We start from the raw sequence: 20,271 nt of genomic DNA, 5'->3' as shown, positions 1-20,271 counted from the left end.
GTACCGACGGTCCCGGCCGCCGCCGTTCCGGTTCTCCGCCGGCGTCGTCCTGGCGCTCCCTCCGTGTCGCTTCGGGGCCTCTTCGCGGTCCCTTCGCGGTCCCTTCATGCTCCCTTTGGGGTCCCTTCGCGCCGCTTCGCGCCGTCCTGGGACCGCTCCGGGACCGCTTTTGCGCCGCCGACCGTCCGGATCCGGCGTACCGGCCGAAGAGCCCCGGCTCCCGGCCGTCGGCTGGATAGAGTCCCGCCATGGTGACTGTGAACGCGGAGAGCCCTGCGGGCGGGCGGCTGGCCGGCCGCTCCTGTGTGGTGACGGGTGCGGCCAACGGCATCGGGAGGGCGGTCGCCGAACGCTTCGCCCGGGAGGGCGCGTCGGTGGTCGCCACCGATGTGGACGCGGCCGGGCTGGACCGGCTGGCCGAACGATTCCCCGGTGCCGTCAGCACGGTGGTCGGTGACGTGGCCCGGGACGAGGACGCCCGCCGGATGGTGGCCGCCGCCGTCGAGCGGCACGGGCGACTGGACGTCCTGGTGGCCAACGCCGGGATCATCCCCCTGATGGAGATCACCGAGGCCACCGCCGAGGAGTGGGACCACGTGATGGCGGTGGACGGTCGCGGCATGTTCCTCACCTGCAAGTACGCGATCGAGGCGATGACCGCCCAGGACCGGCCCGGCGGCTCGATCGTCTGCCTGTCCTCCATCTCCGGCGAGGCCGGTCAGCGCGGCCAGGCGGTGTACGGGCCCGCCAAGTTCGTCGCCTCCGGCCTCACCAAACACCTCGCCGTGGAATGGGCCGACCGCGGCATCCGGGTCAACGCCGTCGCCCCCGGCACCATCACCACCGCGCGCGTCGCCCGGCTGTACGACGAGCCCGGTGGCCCGGAGTACCTCGGGGCGATCGAGAAGCGGCACCCGATGGGGCGGCTCGGGGACCCGGCCGAGGTCGCGGCGGCCGTCCTCTTCCTCGCCTCCGACGACGCGTCCTTCGTCACCGGGGTCGTGCTGCCGGTGGACGGCGGGTACCTGGCGCAGTAATGCCGCCGCCGGACGGCCGGCTCCCGGCGAACAGCTCGACCAGGACGGACACCCCGTCCGCCCCGTGCCCGGCGCCGACCGCCGTCCGGGTGAGGGCGAGCGCCGCGTCCAGTACGGAGGTGTCCAGGCCACGCGCCCGGGCGGTGTGCGCGACGTGCGCCAGACCGGCCTCGGCGGAGGCGAGACTGCTGCGGTCGCCCGGATGCCTGCGCTCGTCCGCGCGCTGCGCGTAGCCGTCGATCAGCGGCGGCAGCAGGCGCGGCAGGCCCTGGGCGTACGGGGCGAGTTCGACGCCGCCGATGCCCTCGGCGCGGGCCAGCGCCAGGGCGTGCAGGTAGCCGTGCACGGTGGTCCAGAACAGGTCGAGCAGGGCGGCGTCGAAGGCGCTCGCCCGCCCCGGGTCCGCGCCCACGTGGCGTACGGTGCCGCCCAGCGCCCGCAGCGCCGCCTCGTGGGCGGCGAAGGCCTCGGCGTCGCCGCTCAGCAGGACAGTGCCCTCCGGGCGGCCGACGGTCGGGGTGGGGGTGAGGACCGCGGCGTCCAGGAGGCGGAAGCCCCGGGCCTCGGCGTCGGCGGCGTTCGCCCGCGCGTCGTCCGGGGAGACCGAGGTGGCGTTGACGACGGTCCGGCCGCGCAGCGCCGTTCCGGCCGCCTCCAGCACGCTACGGGCGGCCGGCTGGTCGCGGACGCAGAGCAGCGCGAGCGGGGCGTCCGCCACCGCCTCGGCGGCGCTCGCGGCCGACCGTGCGCCGAGGGCGAGCGGTTCGGCGTCCCGGCCCGGCGTGCGGTTCCACACGGTGACCGGATGTCCGGCGGCCCGCAGCGCCCCGGCGAGCGCCCGGCCCATCGGGCCCAGGCCCAGCACGGCAACGGCGGTTCGGGCAGGGGTGGTTGAGGAAGATCGTTCGTTCGGCACGGCGGCTACGCTAGAGCTTCACGCCGACGGCAGAGTCAAGGCGCAGAGGCACGGTGGAACGTCGCGGCGGACGGCGCGGACGCTCCGCCGAGGAGGTGTCCGCGATGCGGATCGGAGAACTCGCCCGGCGCGCCGGTGTCACCCCGCGCGCCCTGCGCTACTACGAGGAACAGGGGCTGCTCGCCCCCGAGCGCCGCCCCAGCGGCTACCGCGAGTACGACGAGCGGGACGTGGACACCGTTCGGGGCATCCGTACCCTCCTCGCGGCCGGGCTCAACAGCACCGTGATCGCCGAGATCCTCCACGGCCTGCCGCTTCCCGGGCGGCGCCCGCCCGGTCCGACCTGCCCCGAGTTGCTCGCCGGCCTGGCCAGGGAGCGCGCCAGGATCACCCGGCGGATGGACGAACTCGCCCGGGCCCGGGGCCTGTTGGACGCCATCATGGGTGCTCGGGCGCCGGGCGAGGCGATCCGGTCCGGCCGGATCGGGGCGGCGGAGCGGACGCCGGGCGCGGATGCTTCCCCCTCGGATGCGACCGCCGCGGGCGCGTCCCCCGCGGGTGCGACCGCCGCGGGCGCTGCCGCCGCCGGGGACCGTCGCCCGCGGTCGGCGGCACGGAAACTCGATGGCGCGCGTTCCCGGGCCGTGCTGGAGTGAGCGGATGGATCATGACGAGGTGCTCGCCCTGTTCGACGACCGGCTCCGGCGCAACGTGCCGCCCGACCCCGGCTGTCGCGTCGAACGCGACGGTGCGGTGATCCGGCAGGTGGGCCCGGAGCACAGCTGGAACGGCGTGGTCTGGTCCGGCCTGGACGAGGCCGGCGCGGACGCGGCGATTGCCGCGCAGGTGCGCCACTTCGCCGGACTGGGCCTGGAGTTCGAGTGGAAGGCCTACTCCCACGACCGCCCCGCCGACCTCGGCGCCAGGCTGCTGGCGGCCGGCTTCACCCCGGAGCCGGACGAGGCGCTGATGCTCGCCCGGATCGCGGACCTGCCCACCGACGCCGCCCTGCCCGAGGGGGTCCGGCTGCTCCCGGTGACCGACCCGGCCGGGGTGGACCTGCTGATGGAGGCCCACGAACAGGCCTTCGGCTCCGAGCACCCCGGACTGCGCGCGCGGTTGCTCGACCACCTGCGGCACGGCACCCCGACGGTCAGCATGGTCGTCGCGCTGGCCGGCGACCGCCCGGTCAGCGGCGCCCGGATGGAGCTGGTCCCGGGCACCGGGTTCGCCGGCCTCTGGGGCGGCGGCACCGCACCGGATTGGCGCGGCCGGGGCATCTACCGGGCCCTCATCGCCCACCGGGCCCGGCTCGCGGCCGAACTCGGCTACCAGTACCTCCAGGTCGACGCGAGCGACCAGAGCCGGCCCATCCTCCAGCGCCTCGGCTTCGCCTGGGTGAGCACGACGACCCCTTACGTGCGCCAGCCGTAGGCCCCGCCGAGGGCGGCCGAGGGGCCGGGAGCCGAGGGTGCCGGGAGCCGAGGGGCCGGGAGCCGAAGGTGCCGGGGCCAGATGGGCCGGGACCTGGGGAACTGGGCCGATCGGCAGGGGAGTACGGGGGTGCCGCTGCTCAGGATGTGCCGTTCGGTACATGCGGGGGAGGGGCGGCCGGGGTCATCGTTGAGGCACCACGAGCGGGGACCGTCCGGGTCCCCGGGGAGGAGCCTCGGCGTGTTCGACCTCTACCACCCGCGCGTCCTCGGCACGACGGCCGTCGTGCCCGCCGCCCTCGGCGGCTTCGCTCTCAGCCTCGGTCTCGGGTTCGGGTTCGTGCGCCGGGGCGCCCGGCGGCGATCAGGCCGGGAGCCGTGTCCGGGGCACCGCGGCCGGATCGACCGCGTCCGTGAGCGGGCCCTGCCCGAAGCAACTGCTCCGCTGAGCCCCGGTGTCGTGCACGGCGGTCTGCACCAGGGCGTACTGGAACGGCACCCCGATCGCCGCCAGCGGCAGCAGTACGCACAACAGGGCGTGCCCCGGGCCGATCCGGAACGTCCTGCGGCGCACGGCGGTGACGAGCTGCCAGCCGCCCCAGAACACCGAGACGACGGCCAGCCCCAACCCCGCCCAGGCGAGCGGCAGTACCGGGGCCGGGGCGCCGGGGCTGTCCTGGCAGCGGCTCACGAGCCCGTGGATGTCGCCGTCCGCGACGAGCGTCGGCACGCCGCACGCCCACCCGAGGCAGGCGAGCAGCAGCGGGCCGCCCGCCCGGAGCCACCACGGGGAGCGCCGTTCTTCACTCATACGCCTAGTACCAGTCCGGATTCACGCGGACGAAGTGCAGCTTCTGGTGCCCGCGCTGCTCCTGGAAGCTGTCGATCCGGCCGCCCATGCTCGCGTTCTGCTGGCCGCCGCTGTGCTGGGTGTAGCGGATGTCCCCGTCCGGGGTCACCGCCGTCACCACCGCGGTGTGGTGGACGACGCCCTTCTTGTCCTGGGAGTCCTGGTCGGAGTCCTCCTCGTAGTAGACGATGTCCCCGGGCTTCACTTCGCCCGGCGGCACTTCCTGACCGCCGTGGCGCAGCATGAAGTCGTGCATGTTCTGCGCCCCGGCCCAGCTCTTCGAATAGTCGAGCCGCTGGTCGAGCCAGTCGCCGCCCGCGTCGTCGCTGCGTCCCCAGGTGTCGTCCCCGCGCCAGCCCCACCACTGGTCCCACTTGGCGTGCACGCCGCCCTGGCGCAGCGCCTCGGAGGCGAAGTTGGTGCAGTTGTCGTCGAAGACGTCGATGGTGGTGTCGTTCCAGTTCTCCAGCGCCCACTGCACCGTCTTCACCCGGTCGTACTTGGCGTTGGGCCCGCCGCGCAGGCCCACCTTCACGTCGTCGGGGATGCCCGGGAGGTTGGCGAGGGTCACGGGGTCGGAGAGCATCAGCTGCTTGTGCTGGTTGTCGGTCAGCGCCTTCCACCAGTCGGCGACCAGCCGGGGGTCCTGGCCGCTGGGGATGCCCCCGGCGTACATGGACAGTTCGGTCTGCGAGGCTTCGCGCTGGAGCTGGTCCAGCGCCTTGCGCGGGTCGGTCTCGCAGGTCGCGGCGGCGAGCTTGCGCAGTTCGGCGGAGGCCAGCTTGTCGGCCTGGGCGGCCTCGCGCAGCGCCTCCTGGAGCATCGCGTCCACCTCCTGGACGGCGTTGTCGTTCGAGGCCGCCGCGCCGCCGCTGCCGTGGACGGTGGCGGTGGTCTCGTCGACGGTGAGGCCGTACTGCCGGGCCATGTCCAGGGCGGAGTTCAGAGTGAGCTTGGCCCGGGTGATGCCTGCGCTCAGCCCGTCGAGGATCATGACGACGCCGCGCATGATGTCCGCGCTGGCCTCCAGGATCTGGGCCTGCTCCTGGAGCTTGCGGCCGGCGGCCTCGCCGACCTTGTCCTTCCAGTTCTCCTTGAGCGGGTCGACACCGTTGGCATGGATGTCGTTGACGGCCTGCCACGCCTGCTTGGACAGGGCGAGCCAGGAGCCGGCGGCGGCATCGACGTCGATGCTGTTGGCGGCCTTGAGCGCCGCGATGGTCATCGTCACGGCTGCTGCCCCGGTTCCGCGCCCCCGAGGTCGCCGAGTGCGGCGTCGAGCCGGCGGGCGTACTCCTGGTCGGCCTGGTCGTAGGACTGCGCCGACTCGTGCAACTGTGAGGAGTACAGATGGAGTTGATCGACGACCGACTTCACGTGGGCCTGCCAGGCGTCGGCGCAGTCCTTCAGCGCCGGGCCGGAGTCCCAGGCCGACATCGCGTCGGCGGCCGTGTGGCTGTTGTCGAGCCAGTGCCCGACGGGGCCGAAGGTCTTGGCGGCCTCCGTGAGGCCGTTCGCCGACTGTCGCAACGCATGTGTCTGGACGTGGATGTGGTTCACGGTCAGGCCCCCCTACCCGGCTATGTCGATCCCGATCGACATGGGTGCGGCCATGGTAACGACCAGTTTGGAAGGGAAAGGTCATCCGAAAGTCATGAGAAAGTAATTCGACAGGGCTGGTTGCCTTGCTTCCTGTCGGATACCGGGCAGCCGGTCACCGGCGCGGAAACCGGGCCTCGTCCGGACCTGGCGGGAGGAGGCCGCCCGGGAGGATCTCCCCGGGCTCGCCGGAGAACACCACCTCGCCCCGGTGCAGCATGTGCACCACCGCGGCCCCGGCCAGGGTGTGCGGCAGCGACTGCGCGGCGAGCACGACCGTACGGCCGTCGGCGGCTCCGGCCAGCAGGTGGGCGTGCAGCCGCGCGGCGACGGCCGGGGCCAGGCCGTGCTCCGGCTCGTCCAGCAGGAGCAGAGCGGGCCGAGCCGCCAAGGCCCGCCCGACAGCGACGAGTTGCTGCTCGCCACCCGACAGGACGCCGGCCCGGCGGCCCAGCAGAGCGATCAGCTCCGGGAACAGCCCCAGCACCTCGGCGCGCCCCGGCCCGCCCAGGAGCAGCTTCTCGGCCACGGTCAGCGATCCGAACACCCCGCGACCGGCCGGGACCACGGCCAGACCCCGCCGCGCCCGCTGGTGCACCGACAGCCCGCCGATGTCCCGGCCCCGCCAGAGCGCCCGCCCGCCCGACAGCGGCACCACCCCGGCCGGGGCGTGCAGCGCGCTGGTCCGCCCGGCCCCGTTGCGGCCGAGTCCGACGGAACCCGTCCCGGAGGAACCCGTCCCGGACGGCGCGCAGCGGGCGGCCGCCGCGCCGGACGGGCGAACCCTCCGGGGCGTTACGGGTGATTTCTCCGTCGGATTGTGATTCGTCCATGGATCCGCCTTCATGGTGTCACTTGAGACGTTTCCAGGATCGGCCTGGAACAGCATCCGGGATACGGAGAGCAGGGCCCGGACGGCGCAGTCGAGAGGGAAGACCACCATGCACGTGACGCGAAGCGGCACCCCCGAGGACGGCGGCCGGGCCCGGCGGGCGGCGACCGTCCTGCTCGTCCTGCTGCTCGCGGGTACGGCGGCGGCGTGCGGCAGCGACGGCAAGTCCGGCTCCGCGGCCACCTCCCCGGCGGCGACGGGTGCCACCGTCACGGCGACCGCCACCGAGTCCGCCCCCGCTACCGCCACCGCCACTGCCGCCGGCACGGCCCCCGCCGACCCGGCCGCCGCGAAGGGGGAGATCACCACCAACTGGGAGAAGTTCTTCGACCCCGACACCCCGATCGCCGACAAGGCCCAGCTGCTCCAGGGCGGCGACGAACTGCTCCCGGCGCTCCAAGGCTTCGCCCAGGACCCGAGGGTCGGCCAGGTGCAGGCGAAGGTCGCCGACGTCGCGTTCACCGACGCGAGCGACGCGACCGTCACCTATGCGCTCTCGCTGCAGGGCAACGTGGTGGAGCCGAGCGCGACCGGCCAGTCCGTCCTCGACAACGGCACCTGGAAGGTGTCCCGCTCGACCCTGTGCGGTCTGCTCGCCCAGGCCGGCGGGCCCACGGCCACCCCGATCCCCGGCTGCAGTTGACCGGATGCGGCCGACCGCCCCGCCGCGCCGCCGGGCCGACGACGCGCTCCCGCGCAGGCGGCCCGGCCGTGTCCCGGGGGCGGTCCGCCCGGACCGTTCCCGCGGCGCCCTCACTGCCCGCTTCGCGGTCCTCCTGCTGCCCCTCGCCGCGCTGCTCGCGGCGCTGCTCACCGGCTGCGGCACCCGGCTGCCGGCCGAGGCCTTCACGACCCGCCCGACCCTCGCCTCCCCCGCTGCGGGAGCCACCGGCGCGACCGGAGCCACCGGCGCGGCCGGGGGCGGCAACCCCGCCTCCGACACCGGCGTCACCGCCACGGAGATCAGGATCGGGCTGGTCACCTCGCTCACCGGCCCGGTCGGCAGCGAGGTGTTCAGCGGTCCGCGCTACGGCGCCCAGGCCTTCTTCCGGGCCCTCAACGACCGCGGCGGCCTGCACGGGCGCACCGTCCGGCTGGTGACCTGCGACGACGGCGGCAGCGGGGTCGGCAACCAGGACTGCGTGCACCGGCTGATCGATCGGGAACACGTCTTCGCCTTCGTCAGCGGCAGCGTCCTCGACTACGCGGGCGCCCCGTACTGAGCGGCAATGCGGTGCCGGACGTCGGTGGCCAGCCGATCGGCACGGAGTACGACCGCCGGCCGCACCTCTACGGGATCTACGGCAGCGCCGCCCCGCGCGACGGGCGGTCGGTCGGCTGGAACGGCACGCTCCACCAGAGCACCGAGGTCTTCCGGTTCTTCAAAAAGCGACTGGGCGCGACCAGCGCCGCCGTGGTCGCCTGCAACCAGGCCGACTCGACCCGTTACGCCGGACAGCTGAAGGCCGGGCTGGAGGCCGAGGGGTACCGGGTGCTGCTCCAGACGGTGGACTTCGCGCTGCCGAACTTCCAGGCGGTGGCCGCGGCGGTGCACGCCGACGGCTCGCAGCTGCTGTTCGACGCGATGGACTCCCGGGGCAACGCGGCGCTGCGCCGGGCGCTGGACGAGGCCGGGGTGACGGTGGCGGTGGCGGCGAAGGTCACCGACGTGCAGAACTGGTCGGAGACGGTGCGCACCGACTACGCCTCCTCGCCGGACTGCCGCAACGCGCTGTGGGCGACCTCGTCGAGCCTGAACTACGAGGACGAGCAGTACCCGGCGGTCCACGACCTCCGGGCCGCGATGGCCCGCTACCACCCGGACCGGGCCGACCCGGGCATGCCTGAACGCCGCCCGCTGGCAGGACTCGGCCCAGGGCGGGCAGAGCGGCTGGGTCACCCAGGTGCCGTCGATGACCACGAACTGCTTCGACGTGCCGCAGCTGCCGTACAAGCCGTAGCGCAGGGTCCGATCGACAGCCGACAGCCGACAGCCGACAGCCGACGGACTTCAGCTAACAGCTTTCAGGGAACAGCTTTCAGATGACGGATAACAGATGACAGATTTCGAAATCTGTCATCTGTTATCCGTCATCCGTTACTTGCTGTTGTCGGTCGCCCGCCCTCACGGCAGCCGCTCGACCACCACCATGGCCGCGTCGTCGTCCAGCCTGCCGCCGACGTGCGCGAGCAGATCGCGGCGCAGGCTCTGGAGCAGAGCGGTGGGGCGCTCGGAGTGCCAGGCGGTGACACGTTCGGTGAGCGGGTAGAAACGCCGCTGGGCGTCGCGGGCCTCGATCACGCCGTCGGTGTAGATGAGCAGCCGGTCGCCGGGCCGGAACGGGAAGGTCTCCGCCTCGTACCGCGCCGGCGCGAGTTCGCCGAGGCCCAGCGGCGGGGAGGGGTGGTGCGCGGCGAGGGTGGTGATGCCGCCGGCGCGCAGCAGCAGTGGGGGCGGGTGGCCGCAGTCGATCAGGCGGACCGGGGAACCGTCGTCGGGGATGTCGAGCAGGACGGCGGTGATGAAGGATTCTCCGGCTTCGCCGCTCTCCTCGGGGGGCTCCTCGGGCGAGGGGAGGGGCAGGGCGGACAACGCTTGCAGGCCCTGCCGCTCGCGTCGCTCACGCCGGTCGCGTCGGTCCCGTCGGGACTGTTCGGCGAGCTGGGCGAGGTCCCAGCTGACGCTGCCGTCCAGGTAGGCCGCCAGGTCGGGCAGTTCGGCGTGCAGGTGGGCGGCGGCGCGGAAGGCGCCGAGCAGCAGGGCCGCGTCGCCGAGCGAGGACAGTCCCTTGCCGCGGACGTCGCCGACCAGCAGCCGGGTGCCGGTGGCGGTGCGGGCGGCCGCGTACAGGTCGCCGCCGACCTGCGCCTCGGCCTCGGCGGCCAGGTAGACGGAGGCCAGGTGCAGCGGTCCGATCCGTTCCGGCAGCGGGCGCAGCAGCACCCGCTGAGCGGCCTCGGACACCGAGCGCACCCGGGCCAGCTCGCGCTCGTGCCGCTCGCGCAGCACCCGCAGGCCGACGATCAGCACCGAGACGATCAGCTGCGCGCTCAGCTGGGTCTCGATGTTCGCGCTGGTCAGGCTGTCGCGGACGGCGCCGATGACGGTCAGCGCGGCGAACGCGAGCGCGGCGACCGCGGCGGTGGCCCGGGGTCCGGCGAAGGAGGCGGTGAGGGCGGGGGCGACGATCAGCAGCGGGCCGAGGTGGATGTCCGGCGGGGAGAGGATGTCGACCACGGCGATCAGCACGATCAGCGCGAGGGTGAGCGCCGTCAGCACCCGGCGGTCGGGCAGCCAGGCGCGGCGGCGGTCGGGGGGGTGCGTCGCGTTCGAGCGGTGCGGCGCATCGGGACGCTGCCGGAGGGGCACTCCTCCTCTGTACACCGTGGAGGCGGCGGGGCGCACCCGGAAGGGCTCGACCGGCTCTCCGGTCGGCCCCTTCGACCGTCTCCTCGGGCCGGTGTTCCGGGCGACTTTCCCCGGCCCGCGCTTCGATCCCGCGTCCCGTCCCGTCCCGCGTCCCGTCCCGCATCCCGACCCGCTTCCCGACCCGCTTCCCGCAGGGCCGTCCGGCGGGCGGCCCGGTCAGCCCTCCTGGCCGTACCGGGCCAGGTAGTCGGCGAAGCGGGCGACGTCCTCGTCCGACCAGTCGGTGAAGCGCGCGGTGAAGGAGAGCCGGCGCTGCTCGTTGGCGTCCCGCAGCAGGGTGAGGCCGGCCTCGGTGGCGCGCAGGATCTGGCCGCGCTGGTCGTCCGGATCGGTCTCGCGGGCCAGCAGGCCGAGCTTCTCCAGGGCGGTGACCTGGCGGCTGACGGTGGACTTGTCGAGCATGAAGTGCGCGGCCACGTCGGCGGCCCGGCAGCCGCCGCGCTCGGTGATCAGGTCGAGGATGCTGTAGGTGACCAGGGAGAGGTCGGGGTGCAGCTGGGAGGCCTTGTGCCGGGCGCGGCGGGCGAAGGCGGTCAGCTCGCGCTGGATGGTCTCGATGGACGACTGGCGGCCGGGCACGGCGTTCCTATCTCCTCGATATTTGTTGCACTATACAACGGATTTGCCCGGGATCGCATGCTGCTCCGGTGCTCACCGCTCCGGCGCTCATCGCCCCGCTGCCCGTCGCCCCGGCGCTCGCTGCTCCGGTGCGGCCCGCCAGGCGCGGGCGGCGGCGATCCGCCTGGTCGCACTCGGGTGAGTGGCGAACAGTAGCTCAAGCACCCTCGGCGGGTCGACATCCGAGACGTTCGCCACGGCCAGTCTGCGCTGCATGGCCACGAACTGCTCGACGTCCCCGGTCAGTTCGAGGGCGTGCCGGTCCGCCCTGGCCTCGATCCGGCGGCTCACCGCGCACTGCGGCGGCCCCGACAGCGCGCCCAGCAGCGCCGCGAGCGCCGCCAGCAGCGGCAGTGCCCGGGGGTCCGCCGCGTCCGTCGCCCCGGCCGCGTCCAGCAGTGGCGGCCAGGCGGCGAGCAGGCCGAGGACGGCCACCGCGACGGCCGCGCCGACCGCGCCCAGCGCGGTGCCGACCGGCACGTCCCGGTGCTTGACGTGGCCCAGCTCGTGCGCGACCACCAGCTCCACCTCGCGCGGCTCCGCGGTGGTCAGCAGCGTGTCGTACGCGACGATCCGGCGGGTCGCCCCGAACCCGGAGACGTACGCGTTGAGCGCGGTGGTGCGACGGGAGGCGTCCGCGACCAGGACGTCCCGCACCCGGACGTCGTCCCGCTGGGCCAGCGCGAGCAGCGCGGCGCGCAGCTCCCCGGGGGGCATCGGGGAGAAGCGGTTGAACACCGGCTCGATCAGCAGCGGATGGAGGAAGGAGAGCGCGGCCGTCAGCAGCGCCGCCGCGCCCGCCGCCGGCAGCCACCAGCGCTGCGGCGACCAGGCGGTCAGCGCGAACAGGCCCAGTGCGAGCGGGAGGACGAGGACGAGGGTGAGCGCGAGGCCGCGTACGGCGTCCAGCGCCCAGCCGGCCCAGCCCTGGGTCACCAGCCCGTACCGGGCCCGGACGGTCCGCGCCCCGGCGCCGAACGGCAGTTGCAGCGCCTGGCCGAGCACCACCAGGGCCGCCGCGCCGGCCAGTACCCCGGCCGTCCGGGAGCCGCCGAACCAGCCGCCGACGGCGGTCACCAGGGTGGCACCGGCCGGGGTGAGGCCGAGCAGCAGGGTCAGCGCCAGGCCCGCCAGCCGTCCGCCCAGTGCCCACGGCAGCTGGGCGCGGCGCAGCGCGCGGCCCCGGGCGCGCTCGTCGGGGGTGAAGTCCGGCGCGGGGGCTTCGCCGGGCGGGGCGCAGTCGGAGGTCGCGGTCCCGGACGCCGCGGTCTCGGAGGTCACGACCGTGGGGATCGCGGTCTCGGGGTTCGGGGGTTCGGCGGCCGGGGTCTCGGGGGCCGGGGTGGTGTCCATGGCGGGGTGCGGCTCTTCCGGTCGGGTCGCGGGAGGGGCGGTACGGCGGTTCAGCGACTGTCCAGCGGTGATGCAGCGGTGATTCAGCATGGCGTACCCGACGGGGCGATGCGCATGCCGCGGTCCGGCGGTCGCCCGCGGGCGGCGGTTCACTCCTCGGTGGGCCCGGTGGCGCCGTGGACGCCGGAGCGCAGCAGTTGGTGGCCGAGGTCCACCAGGGCGCGGCCGACCGCGAACTCGTCGCCGACGGCGGGGGCCGGGGCGTCGCGCGGGTTGCGGCGGGAACGGGCGTCACTGTGCAGCACGTCGCCGTCGGCGTTCAGCACGGCGTGCACCCGGGTGGTGTCCTCGTCCTCGACCACGTGCAGGCTGAGCTGCCAGTCCTTGGTGCGCACGGCGCCGGGGGCCGGCTGCTCGACGCCCTCGCCGCCGGCCGCGGCCGACGACGGGGCGGCCACCGTCCCGTCGGCGCGAACGATCACCACCGGGCAGGCGCCGTGCACGGCGCAGCGGGTGGACACCGAGCCGAGCAGCGTCCGGGCGAAGGTGCCCCGGCCCCGGCTGCCCAGCACCAGCAGGTCGGCCCCCTCCGCCGCCTCCAGCAGTACCTCGGCGGCGTGGCCGAGCACCAGGCTCTCCCGGACCTCCACCGAGCGGTCCGGGCCGAGGATCTCGTTGATCTCGGCGCTCAGCGTGCGGCGGGCGGTCCGCTCGAAGCCGTCGTCCACCATCGGCGCGAACCACCCGTACAGCGAGGGGTACTCCCAGGCCGCCACTGCGTGCACCGCCGCGCCGGTCAGCACGGCCTGGCCGACCGCCCAGCGCAGGGCCGCCTTCGACGGCCCGGAGCCGTCGATCCCGACCACGATCCGGTGCTCCCGGGTGAGGGACGGGGGACTGCCGCCCACGGCGGAGATCTGATTGCTGCCCATTACGCCACACCTCCCGGCCTTCGGCGCGGGACTCGCTCCCTGCACACCACGCTGCGCGCCCCGCCCGCCTCCGCGCCAGGGACACGGTGGCCGGGTCGGTCGGGGCCATTGGGACGGTCGGGCCAGGGGTCCGTCCGGCGATCGGCCGTCGATGCCGGGCCCTCGACGCCGAGCCGGTAATGCCGAGCCGGTAATGCCGGGCCGGCGATGCGCGGCCGGCGATGTCCGCAGGTCGATGTCCGGCCGTCGATGCCCACCCCGGCCCGGGGGTGTCCCTTGTGGCCGGAATGTTGCGGGCTTGGGTCCGAGGGGTGGTGATTCGGTGGCGTAGGCTGACCGCTCTTGCATCATCCTCGGGGGGATCCACTCATGCGCCGTGTCGCGGCCGCCGTCGCGCTGCTCGTCGGAATAACCGCCGTCGCCGCCTGCGGGCCGGACGACCCCGAACCGGCCCCGGCGTCCGCCGCCCCCGTCCCGCCGTCCTCGGCGCCGGGCGGCTCGCCCTCCGGCACGGCCCCGGGCAAGAGTGCCCCGCCCCGGCCCGACGGCACCATCACCGTCGCCTTCGCCGGGGACGTCCACTTCGAGGGCCGCACCGAGGCCCGGCTGGCCGTCCAACAGCCCGAGCCCGCGCTCGGCCCGATCTCCCGCACCCTCGCCGACGCCGACCTGTCCGTCCTCAACCTGGAGACCGCGATCACCGGGCGCGGCGCCCCGGAGCCGAAGACGTACACCTTCCGCACCTCGCCCAAGGCGCTGTCGGTACTCAAGGACTCGGGCGTCGACGTCGTCTCGATGGCCAACAACCACGCCGTGGACTTCGGCGCCGACGGCCTCACCGACACCCTCGCCGCGAAGGACTCCTCGCCGATCCCGGTGGTCGGCTTCGGACGCAACGCCAAGGAGGCGTACGCCCCGTACGTCACCACCGTGCGCGGGGTGAAGGTCGCGGTGGTCGCCGCCAGCCAGGTCGAGGACCTCACCAACCAGAAGTGGCGGGCCGGCGCCAACAAGCCGGGCATCGCCTCGGCCCTGGACGTGCCGGCGCTGGTCAAGGCGGTGGAGACGGCCAAGCAGCAGGCTCCGGTGGTACTCGTCTACCTGCACTGGGGCGACGAGGGCAAGGCCTGTCCGACCGGTCCGCAGACCACCATCGCCAAGAAGCTCGCCGGCGCGGGCGCCACGGCCGTGGTCGGCACCCACGCGCACACCATGGTCGGCTCGGGCATGCTCGGCAACACCTACATCGGCTACGGCTTCGGCAACTTCCTCTGGTACGGCACCTCCAACTACCCCAACTCCAACGAGACCGGCGTCACCACCCTCACCCTCACCGCCGACGGCAAGGTGACCGGCGAGGCCTTCACCCCGGCCACCATCGACGACAAGGGCATCCCGGAGCCGGTCAGCGGCGCCACCGCCGAGGCCGCCCTCAAGCGCCGCGACGGCCTGCGCGACTGCGCCGGCCTCTCCCGGGCCCCGGCCGGCCCCGGCGCGGCACCGTCGGCCCCCACCGCTCCGGCGACGACCCCCACCGCTCCCGCGAAGGCCCCTTCGGGTCCCACGAAGGCAGCCACCACCCCCGCCGTCCCGCGTTAGCCCGCGCTGGTCGGGCACGAGGAACTGACGACCGAACGGCTCTCCCTGCTGCGCCCCGCCGAGGGCGACATCGACGCCGTCCTCGCCGTCCACCGGGACCCGGCCACCTGCGTCCACAACCCCTCCGACGCCCTCGCGACCCGTACCGAGGCCGAAGGGCTGTACGGCCGCCGGGGCGCGGTATGAGAGCGCCACGGCTTCGGCCACTGGACGGTCCGCGAGCACGACTCCCCGGCCGTACTGGGCTTCTGCGGCATCAAGCCGATGACGTTGGCGGGTCTGCCGATCCTCGACCTCTTCCACCGGCTCGCTCCCGCCGCCTGGGGTCGCGGCGTGGCGACCGAGGCCGCCACCACCGTCGCCGCCGGGGCGTCCGCCCACGCCCCCGACCTCCCCTGATCGCCCGTGTCCGCCCGGAGAACCTCGCCTCCCGGCGCGTCGCCCTGCGGGCCGGCCAGCGCCGCGTGGAACACCTCGACGGTGAGGGCTGTGACGGCTCCGACCTGATCTTTGCGAGCCGCCTGCCGTAGGGACCCGCCGGACACTGCGACCACGTCCACCAGCACCACGGGTACGACCAGCGCCACTGCCGCAGACGCCGAGGCCGCGGGAGGGACATCGAGGACGCAGACGCAGACGCAGAGGCCGCCGGGGCACCAGCGGGAGTGAGTTGACGTTCGCACAGGCTCTCGATGCAGGCGAACGGCTGTGTTAGGTTAGGCTTGCCTAATCTTGCTGGTCGGAGGGGATGTCCTGTGCAGCAACAGTCCGAATTCGCCGGTGCCGTCGCGATGGTCACCGGTGCCGGGCAGGGCATCGGCGCGGCCGTGGTGCGGGCGCTGGTGGCCGAGGGAGCCGTCGTCGCGGCGGTGGACCGCAACCGTGGCGGGCTCGACGCCCTGGTGGCCGAGCTGCCGACGGTGCGTCCGTACGTGCTGGACGTGTCCGACGCCCAGGCCGTCGACGGCGCCGTGGAGTTGATCGAACGCCAACTCGGGCCGATCGGCACGCTGGTGAACGTCGCGGGAATCCTGCGCACCGCACCGGTCGTCGAACTCTCCGACGGGGACTGGGCGGACACCTTCGCCGTCAACACCACCGGGGTCTTCCACACCGGCCGGGCCGTCGGCCGTCGGATGGCGGACCGCGGGCGCGGGGCGATCGTGACCGTCGGGTCCAACGCCGCCGGGGTGCCGCGGGCCGGGATGGCCGCCTACGCGGCGTCCAAGGCGGCGGCCACCATGTTCACCCGCTGCCTGGGGCTGGAACTCGCCCGGTCCGGGGTGCGGTGCAACGTGGTGTCGCCAGGGTCGACCGACACCGAGATGCAGCGCGCCCTGTGGGGCGAGGACGCCGAGGCGGCCGAACGCCGGGTGATCGAGGGCGACCCGGGCGCCTGGCGGGTCGGCATCCCGCTCGGGCGGATAGCCGCGCCCGCCGACATCGCGGAGGCGGTGGTGTTCCTGGCCTCCGACCGGGCGCGGCACATCACCATGCACGACCTGTACGTCGACGGCGGCGCGACCCTGCGCGCCTGAGCGGGGCAGGGCGGTGCCGATCGGTGCCCCGCCCGTCCCTCCTCCTCGCCCGCGCTCCTGCTCCTCGCCGCCCTCCCGTTCCTCCTCGTCCCCCGTAGAACCGTCCCAGACTGGAGAGACCGCCGTGACCACGGTGCACCACGCCCCTGCCGGGCCGATACCCGCCGGGCCCGACGCCCCGGCGACCGCCCTCGCCGAGGGCCCGGACCACGCCGTCATCGGCGCGGCCAGCGGACTGCTCGGCCAGTACCGGGCCGGCTCCGACGAGGCGTTCTTCGCCTCGCCGACCCGCACCCTGCTCGGCTCCGGCGTGCACGCCCGGGTGCCCCAGGACGGGCGGCCGCTGCCGGTGCGGGTCGCCGAGACGCTGGCCGAGGCGGGCCGGGACGGGGTCGAACGGCCGCTGGTGGTCGGTGCGGTGGCGTTCGACCGGGACAGCCGGGTCGAACTCGCCGTGCCCGCCCGGATCCGCACCGCCGGGGCGCTGCGCGACGACCCGCTGATCGCGCTGCCCGCGCCGGCGGCCGAGCGGATCGACTGGCAGATCGCCCCGGTGCCCGCGCCGGAGGCGTACGGCGCCGGCGTCGCGGCGGCCGTCGAGCGGCTGCGCGGCGGGGAGTTGAGCAAGGTGGTACTGGCCCGGATGCTGGAGCTGAGCGCCGCCGAGCCGCTCGACCTGCCCGCCATCCTGCAGCGGCTGGCCCGGCGCGACCCGGGCGGTTACACCTTCGCCGTCCCGTCCGGCGGCGGCCGCACCCTGATCGGCGCCAGCCCCGAACTCCTGCTCTCCCGGCGGGGAACGACCGTGCTGGCCAACCCGCTGGCCGGCTCGGTCCCGCGCAGCGAGGACCTCGGCGAGGACGTCAGGCGCGCCGCCGCGCTGCTGGAGTCGCCCAAGGACCTGCACGAGCACGCCGTCGTGGTGGACGCCATCCGCGAGGCGCTGGCTCCGTACTGCCGCACTCTCGAAGTGCCCGAACGTCCCACCCTGGTACGGACGGCCGCGATGTGGCACCTGGCCACCACGATCCGCGGCGAGCTGGCCGACCCCGCGGTCTCCGCCCTGGAACTGGCCTGCGCACTGCACCCCACCCCGGCGGTCTGCGGCACGCCGACCGACGTCGCACGCCGGGTGATCGGCGAGGTCGAGCCCTTCGACCGCGGCCTCTACACCGGCATGGTCGGCTGGGAGGACGCGACCGGCGACGGCGAGTGGGTGGTCACCATCCGCTGCGCCGAGGCGCAGGAGCGGACGCTGCGGGTGTACGCCGGCGCGGGCGTGGTCGAGCAGTCCCGGCCGGAGGCCGAACTCGCCGAGACCAGCGCCAAGTTCCGCACCTTCCTGGACGCCGCGGGGGTGGCCCGGTGACGCCGCTGGAGACCGCTCGGGCGGGCTTCACCCCGTACCCCGCCGAGTTTGCCGAGCGCTACCGGGACGCCGGGTACTGGCGCGGCGAGACCTTCGGGCGGATGCTGCGCGAACGCGCCGCCGCGCACGGCGAGCGCATCGCCGTCGTCGACCCGGGCGGTCACTCGGTGGCGGCCGCCGAGCGGCGCTGGACGTACGCCGAACTCGACCTCCGGGCCGACCGGATGGCCGCCGGGCTGCTCGCCCGAGGCATCCGGGCCGGGGACCGGGTGGTGGTCCAACTGCCCAACGCCGCGGAGTTCTTCGAGGTCGTCTTCGCGCTGTTCCGGATCGGTGCGCTGCCGGTCTTCGCGCTGCCTGCCCACCGGTACGCCGAGATCGGGTACTTCTGCTCCTTCACCGGGGCGGTCGCCTATGTGGTGCCGGCCGTCGAAGGCGGTCACGACTACCGCGAACTCGCCACCCGGGTACAGGCGGAGAACCCCGCGCTGCGGCTGGTGCTGGTGGCCGGCGAGGACCCGGGCGAGCACGTCCGGCTCGCGGACGTGCCCTGCGACGGTCCAGGACCGGAGGCCTTCGGCGGGGAGCCCGGGCCCGGGGACGTCGCCTTCCTCCAGCTCTCCGGCGGCAGCACCGGCGTGCCGAAGCTGATCCCGCGCACCCACGACGACTACATCTACTCGCTGCGCAGCTCGGTCGAGCTCTGCGGGCAGGACCGGGACAGCGTGTACCTGTGCGTGCTGCCCGCCGCACACAACTTCCCGCTCAGCTCGCCGGGTTCGCTCGGCACGCTGTACGCCGGCGGCCGGGTGGTGCTCTGCCCGCAGCCCGCCCCGGAGACGGCCTTCCCGCTGATCGAGCGCGAGGGCGTGACCATCACCGGGCTGGTGCCGCCGCTCGCACTGCTCTGGCTGGACGCCGCCGAGCGCGGCGCCCGCGGGTACGAGAGCCTGGAGGTGCTGCTGGTCGGCGGCGCCAAGTTCAGCGAGGAGGCGGCCCGGAGGGTGCGGCCGGTGCTGGGCTGCACGCTCCAGCAGGTGTTCGGGATGGCCGAGGGACTGGTCAACTACACCCGGCTGGACGACCCGGAGGAGCTGATCACCACCACCCAGGGCCGGCCGATCTCGCCGGACGACGAGGTCCGGGTGGTGGACGACCAGGACCGGGACCTGCCCGACGGCGCCACCGGCCACCTGCTCACCCGCGGGCCGTACACCATCCGCGGCTACTGGAACGCGCCCGAGCACAACGCCGACTCCTTCACGGCGGACGGATTCTACCGCACCGGGGACCTGGTCCGGCGCACCCCGACCGGCCACCTGGTGGTCGAGGGCCGGGCCAAGGACCAGATCAACCGGGGCGGCGAGAAGGTCGCCGCCGAGGAGATCGAGAACCACCTGCTCGCGCACCCCGCGGTGCACGACGCGGCGGTGGTGTCGATGCCCGACCCGTACCTGGGCGAGCGCACCTGCGCCTACGTTGTGCTGCGTGCCGGGCACCGCGAAAGGCCGCCGAAGAGCGTCGAGTTGAAGAGGTTCGTGCGGCAGCGCGGGCTCGCCGAGTACAAGGTGCCGGACCGGGTCGAGTTCGTTGCCGCCTTCCCGGCCACCGGGATCGGGAAGGTCAGCAAGAAGGACCTGCGCGCCGCGATCGCGGCTTCGCTGACCGGCCGCTGAGCGCCCGTCGACCGGCCGCTGAACGCCCGCCGACCGCCCGTTGACTCCCCCACTCCGCTACGTCTAGCTAAGGAACACCACCGTGGGCCTGCCCCGCATTCCCCGCTATCCCATGCCCGCCGCCGAGGAGCTGCCCGCCAACCGGGTCTCCTGGACGGTGGACCCGGCGCGCGCCGTGCTGCTGGTGCACGACCTGCAGAACCACTTCCTGGACGCCTTCGACGTCGAGGCCGCGCCGGTGCCCGAACTTCTGCACAACGTCTCGGCGTTGGCCGGGGAGGCGCGCGCCGCCGGCGTCCCCGTCGTGTACTCGGCGCAGCTCGGCGGGCAGAGCCCGGCCGAGCGCGGGCTGCAGCAGGACTTCTGGGGCCCGGGCATCCCGGACGACCCGCGGGCCACCGCGATCGCCGAGGCCGTGGCCCCGGAGCCGGTGGACACGGTGCTCACCAAGTGGAAGTACAGCGCCTTCGTGCGCACCGAGTTGGAGCAGCTGCTGCGCGAGCAGGGGCGGGACCAGCTGGTGATCGCCGGCGTGTACGCGCACATCGGCGTGCAGGCCACCGCGTGCGACGCCTGGATGCGGGACGTGCAGGCCTTCGTGGTGGCCGACGCGGTCGCCGACTTCGGCCCGGCGGAGCACCGCGGCGCGCTGGCCTGGGTGGCCGGGCGCTGCGGGACGGTCACCACGGCGAAGGCCGTGCTCGGGGCGCTGGCTCCGGCCGCCCCGGGCGTTTCGGATGTCCAGGGTGTCGCGGGCGTCGCTGGTGTCGCGGAACTCGAAGGGGTGGGCGGGAAGTGACGGGCGTGGGCTTCACGGTGGAGCGGATCCGGGCCGAGGTCGCCGATCTGCTCGGCGAGGACCCGGCGGAGATCCCGCTGGACGAGAACCTGGTCGACTGGGGGCTGGACTCCATCCGGCTGATGACCCTGGCCGGGCGCTGGCAGGAGGCGGGCGCCGAGGTGGCGTTCGTCCAGCTCGCGGAGCGCCCGGCGATCGAGGCCTGGGCCGAGCTGCTGGGCGCGGCGTGA

20 protein-coding genes and 1 pseudogene are annotated in these 20,271 nt (G+C 74.4%); 12 read left to right on the top strand and 9 right to left on the bottom strand.

Features of this window, described 5'->3' with window-relative positions; translation table 11 throughout:
* The first annotated feature begins 248 nt into the window (after positions 1 to 248).
* The gene (locus ACWGJO_RS30550) at positions 249 to 1,037 is read left to right on the top strand and encodes an SDR family NAD(P)-dependent oxidoreductase (RefSeq protein WP_387694463.1); all 789 of its coding nucleotides are present in this window, start codon (positions 249 to 251) and stop codon (positions 1,035 to 1,037) included.
* On the opposite strand, the gene ACWGJO_RS30545 is transcribed toward ACWGJO_RS30550, so the two are convergent.
* Complete coding sequence (locus ACWGJO_RS30545; RefSeq protein WP_452188655.1) at positions 991 to 1,953, bottom strand: imine reductase family protein; 963 nt, start codon at positions 1,951 to 1,953, stop codon at positions 991 to 993. The two genes, ACWGJO_RS30550 and ACWGJO_RS30545, sit on opposite strands and share 47 nt — an antisense overlap.
* Positions 1,954 to 2,057: 104 nt before the next feature.
* Between ACWGJO_RS30545 and ACWGJO_RS30540 the strand changes: the two genes are divergently transcribed.
* Both ACWGJO_RS30540 and ACWGJO_RS30535 read left to right on the top strand, forming a co-directional pair.
* Complete coding sequence (locus ACWGJO_RS30540) at positions 2,058 to 2,609, top strand: MerR family transcriptional regulator (RefSeq protein ID WP_452188654.1); 552 nt, start codon at positions 2,058 to 2,060, stop codon at positions 2,607 to 2,609.
* Positions 2,610 to 2,613: 4 nt separating this feature from the next.
* The gene (locus tag ACWGJO_RS30535; RefSeq protein ID WP_452188652.1) at positions 2,614 to 3,387 is read left to right on the top strand and encodes a GNAT family N-acetyltransferase; all 774 of its coding nucleotides are present in this window, start codon (positions 2,614 to 2,616) and stop codon (positions 3,385 to 3,387) included.
* A 363-nt stretch (positions 3,388 to 3,750) separates the two neighbouring features.
* Here the strand turns inward: ACWGJO_RS30535 and ACWGJO_RS30530 are convergent, their stop codons facing one another.
* The 4 genes from ACWGJO_RS30530 to ACWGJO_RS30515 form a co-directional block, all read right to left on the bottom strand.
* Positions 3,751 to 4,197: a hypothetical protein gene (locus ACWGJO_RS30530; RefSeq protein WP_452188650.1), complete on the bottom strand. Its 447-nt coding sequence runs from the start codon at positions 4,195 to 4,197 to the stop codon at positions 3,751 to 3,753.
* 4 nt (positions 4,198 to 4,201) lie between these two features.
* Entirely contained in the window at positions 4,202 to 5,461 is a 1,260-nt protein-coding gene (locus ACWGJO_RS30525; protein ID WP_452188664.1) for an amidase domain-containing protein, read from the bottom strand.
* A 2-nt stretch (positions 5,462 to 5,463) separates the two neighbouring features.
* On the bottom strand, positions 5,464 to 5,796 hold the full coding sequence (locus ACWGJO_RS30520; protein WP_452188648.1) for a type VII secretion target: 333 nt from the start codon (positions 5,794 to 5,796) through the stop codon (positions 5,464 to 5,466).
* 154 nt (positions 5,797 to 5,950) lie between these two features.
* Positions 5,951 to 6,778 carry an ATP-binding cassette domain-containing protein gene (locus tag ACWGJO_RS30515; protein ID WP_452188646.1) on the bottom strand — a complete coding sequence of 276 codons (828 nt, stop codon included), beginning with the start codon at positions 6,776 to 6,778 and terminating at the stop codon, positions 5,951 to 5,953.
* Here ACWGJO_RS30515 and ACWGJO_RS30510 point away from each other — a divergent pair.
* Together ACWGJO_RS30510 and ACWGJO_RS30505 are read left to right on the top strand one after the other, a co-directional pair.
* On the top strand, positions 6,777 to 7,370 hold the full coding sequence (locus ACWGJO_RS30510; protein WP_452188644.1) for a hypothetical protein: 594 nt from the start codon (positions 6,777 to 6,779) through the stop codon (positions 7,368 to 7,370). The genes ACWGJO_RS30515 and ACWGJO_RS30510 overlap by 2 nt on opposite strands.
* Before the next feature lie 4 nt (positions 7,371 to 7,374).
* Positions 7,375 to 8,688, top strand: a pseudogene (locus ACWGJO_RS30505) (ABC transporter substrate-binding protein).
* A 164-nt stretch (positions 8,689 to 8,852) separates the two neighbouring features.
* Here the strand turns inward: ACWGJO_RS30505 and ACWGJO_RS30500 are convergent.
* The 4 genes from ACWGJO_RS30500 to ACWGJO_RS30485 form a co-directional block, all read right to left on the bottom strand.
* The gene (locus ACWGJO_RS30500) at positions 8,853 to 10,007 is read right to left on the bottom strand and encodes a PP2C family protein-serine/threonine phosphatase (RefSeq protein WP_380538075.1); all 1,155 of its coding nucleotides are present in this window, start codon (positions 10,005 to 10,007) and stop codon (positions 8,853 to 8,855) included.
* 306 nt (positions 10,008 to 10,313) lie between these two features.
* Complete coding sequence (locus ACWGJO_RS30495; protein ID WP_359904334.1) at positions 10,314 to 10,736, bottom strand: MarR family winged helix-turn-helix transcriptional regulator; 423 nt, start codon at positions 10,734 to 10,736, stop codon at positions 10,314 to 10,316.
* 87 nt (positions 10,737 to 10,823) lie between these two features.
* On the bottom strand, positions 10,824 to 12,128 hold the full coding sequence (locus ACWGJO_RS30490) for a M48 family metalloprotease (protein WP_452188642.1): 1,305 nt from the start codon (positions 12,126 to 12,128) through the stop codon (positions 10,824 to 10,826).
* A gap of 149 nt (positions 12,129 to 12,277) precedes the next feature.
* Positions 12,278 to 13,060, bottom strand: a complete 783-nt coding sequence (locus ACWGJO_RS30485) for a universal stress protein (RefSeq protein WP_452188641.1) — start codon at positions 13,058 to 13,060, stop codon at positions 12,278 to 12,280.
* Positions 13,061 to 13,429: 369 nt separating this feature from the next.
* Here ACWGJO_RS30485 and ACWGJO_RS30480 point away from each other — a divergent pair, with 369 nt between their 5' ends.
* From ACWGJO_RS30480 to ACWGJO_RS30450, 7 genes are all read left to right on the top strand, one after another.
* Positions 13,430 to 14,659: a CapA family protein gene (locus tag ACWGJO_RS30480; RefSeq protein WP_452188640.1), complete on the top strand. Its 1,230-nt coding sequence runs from the start codon at positions 13,430 to 13,432 to the stop codon at positions 14,657 to 14,659.
* Between the two features lie 240 nt (positions 14,660 to 14,899).
* On the top strand, positions 14,900 to 15,058 hold the full coding sequence (locus tag ACWGJO_RS30475; RefSeq protein WP_452188662.1) for a hypothetical protein: 159 nt from the start codon (positions 14,900 to 14,902) through the stop codon (positions 15,056 to 15,058).
* Positions 15,059 to 15,450: 392 nt separating this feature from the next.
* A complete protein-coding gene (locus ACWGJO_RS30470; RefSeq protein WP_401050943.1) occupies positions 15,451 to 16,197 on the top strand; it encodes a 2,3-dihydro-2,3-dihydroxybenzoate dehydrogenase in 747 nt (248 codons plus the stop codon).
* Positions 16,198 to 16,354: 157 nt separating this feature from the next.
* Positions 16,355 to 17,566 (top strand): isochorismate synthase DhbC, encoded by a 1,212-nt coding sequence (gene dhbC, locus ACWGJO_RS30465; RefSeq protein WP_452188660.1) that lies wholly within the window; start codon positions 16,355 to 16,357, stop codon positions 17,564 to 17,566.
* Complete coding sequence (locus ACWGJO_RS30460; protein ID WP_452188638.1) at positions 17,563 to 19,242, top strand: (2,3-dihydroxybenzoyl)adenylate synthase; 1,680 nt, start codon at positions 17,563 to 17,565, stop codon at positions 19,240 to 19,242. Before dhbC ends, ACWGJO_RS30460 begins: the two co-directional genes overlap by 4 nt.
* Positions 19,243 to 19,324: 82 nt before the next feature.
* Positions 19,325 to 20,041 carry an isochorismatase family protein gene (locus ACWGJO_RS30455; protein WP_452188636.1) on the top strand — a complete coding sequence of 239 codons (717 nt, stop codon included), beginning with the start codon at positions 19,325 to 19,327 and terminating at the stop codon, positions 20,039 to 20,041.
* Positions 20,038 to 20,271, top strand: a complete 234-nt coding sequence (locus tag ACWGJO_RS30450) for a phosphopantetheine-binding protein (protein ID WP_380348422.1) — start codon at positions 20,038 to 20,040, stop codon at positions 20,269 to 20,271. The genes ACWGJO_RS30455 and ACWGJO_RS30450 overlap by 4 nt, the downstream gene beginning before the upstream one ends.

The sequence above is a fragment of the Kitasatospora sp. NPDC054795 genome, assembly GCF_053611565.1.
Note: the sequence above shows the minus strand (reverse complement) of the source record. Positions and strands in the feature narration are given on the sequence as shown.

Bases quoted from the DNA above. Each gene is read 5' to 3' on its own strand.
- ACWGJO_RS30550 (WP_387694463.1), top strand. From the start codon at position 249: ATGGTGACTGTGAACGCGGAGAGCCCTGCGGGCGGGCGGCTGGCCGGC.
- ACWGJO_RS30540 (WP_452188654.1), top strand. From the start codon at position 2,058: ATGCGGATCGGAGAACTCGCCCGGCGCGCCGGTGTCACCCCGCGCGCC.
- ACWGJO_RS30535 (WP_452188652.1), top strand. From the start codon at position 2,614: ATGGATCATGACGAGGTGCTCGCCCTGTTCGACGACCGGCTCCGGCGC.
- ACWGJO_RS30530 (WP_452188650.1), bottom strand. From the start codon at position 4,197: ATGAGTGAAGAACGGCGCTCCCCGTGGTGGCTCCGGGCGGGCGGCCCG.
- ACWGJO_RS30525 (WP_452188664.1), bottom strand. From the start codon at position 5,461: ATGACCATCGCGGCGCTCAAGGCCGCCAACAGCATCGACGTCGATGCC.
- ACWGJO_RS30510 (WP_452188644.1), top strand. From the start codon at position 6,777: ATGCACGTGACGCGAAGCGGCACCCCCGAGGACGGCGGCCGGGCCCGG.
- ACWGJO_RS30515 (WP_452188646.1), bottom strand. From the start codon at position 6,778: ATGGTGGTCTTCCCTCTCGACTGCGCCGTCCGGGCCCTGCTCTCCGTA.
- ACWGJO_RS30490 (WP_452188642.1), bottom strand. From the start codon at position 12,128: ATGGACACCACCCCGGCCCCCGAGACCCCGGCCGCCGAACCCCCGAAC.
- ACWGJO_RS30485 (WP_452188641.1), bottom strand. From the start codon at position 13,060: ATGGGCAGCAATCAGATCTCCGCCGTGGGCGGCAGTCCCCCGTCCCTC.
- ACWGJO_RS30480 (WP_452188640.1), top strand. From the start codon at position 13,430: ATGCGCCGTGTCGCGGCCGCCGTCGCGCTGCTCGTCGGAATAACCGCC.
- ACWGJO_RS30470 (WP_401050943.1), top strand. From the start codon at position 15,451: ATGGTCACCGGTGCCGGGCAGGGCATCGGCGCGGCCGTGGTGCGGGCG.